The following is a 1,046-nucleotide window of genomic DNA, read 5'->3' as shown; positions in this document are numbered from 1 at the left end:
TGTGCCCTGCCCCGCACAGGCGCGTCAGCCCTGCACGCCGATGCAGACGGCCACCTGGTCGGGGCCTTCGTAGGCCTCGAAATCGCGTCGAAGCGGCGGCGCGGCACGGGGTGCTGCCCGAAGTGCGCCCACACCGCGCCCCCAGGTGTCGATCACGGCCTGCGGCAGCGCGCCCTGCCGGCGGGAACACGAGGTAGAGGCCAGCCGGCACCTGCACGCGCTCCACACCCGGCGCGGCGCCGGGGCCGGGGCCGGGGCCGTCCAGGGCCACGCCCGCGAGCACGTCGAATTCGCCATCGTGATCCGACGCATACCGGCTGTACACGCCCATCACGCGGGGCGGCGCCAGGCCGGGCTGCTGCACCCGCTGGGCCACGCCCTCGGCGGCGAACCGCTGCCACAGCGGGCCGATGCGGGCCTGGGCAGGGTCGCGCTCCTGGCGGTTGCAGGTGCGCGTGGCGATGCCGGCGACGGTGAAGGCGCCGAAGGTTTCCAGGGTGGGGGTCATGCGGCCCGCCCCTTCAGCGCGCCATGGCGTGCAGGCCGACGGTGTTGCCCTCGGTGTCGCACAGGTGCGCGATGAAGCCGATGCCGTTCGGCAGCTCGATGCAGGCATCGATCACGCGCCCGCCCGCCGGGGCGATGCGCTCGACGGCGGCGTCCAGGCCCGGGGCGCAGTCGAGGTAGATGCGCACGCCGGCATCGGGCGCCACGCGGCGGCTCGGGCCTTCGATGAGGCAGCCGCCGGTGGCCGGCCGGTCGTAGGCGAAGACGGCCAGCGGATCGCCGCCCATCGTCTGGCGTTGCATGGGCCGGCCCAGCACCTGTTCGTAGAAGGCCTGGGCGCGGCCGAGGTCGGCGCAGGGGATCTCGAACCAGCTGATGGCGGAAACGGAAGAGGCGGGGGCAGAAGAGGTCATGGCGGATGGGTCCTTTCGGTCGTTGTTGCGAAGGACGCCATGGTGCGGGGGCCCTCCTGACAGCGTCGTGTCAGGAGGCTGCGCCGGCCCGGCGCGCGGCTCAGGCGGCGGGCTCGGCCGGGGGTT

General features: G+C 74.3%; 2 protein-coding genes. Both read right to left on the bottom strand.

The annotated features are described in order from the left end of the window. Positions 1–508, bottom strand: a 508-nt coding sequence (locus AC27IQ_RS25565) for a GyrI-like domain-containing protein (protein ID WP_487091305.1), incomplete at its 3' end; no start/stop codon positions are given. A gap of 13 nt (positions 509–521) precedes the next feature. Beyond that, positions 522–920, bottom strand: coding sequence for a VOC family protein (locus tag AC27IQ_RS25560; RefSeq protein ID WP_487091304.1), 399 nt, complete (start codon positions 918–920; stop codon positions 522–524). Positions 921–1,046 lie beyond the last annotated feature (126 nt).

This window comes from Acidovorax sp. KPB24-07, from assembly GCF_057543315.1.
This window is presented reverse-complemented; position numbering and strand designations above follow the sequence as displayed.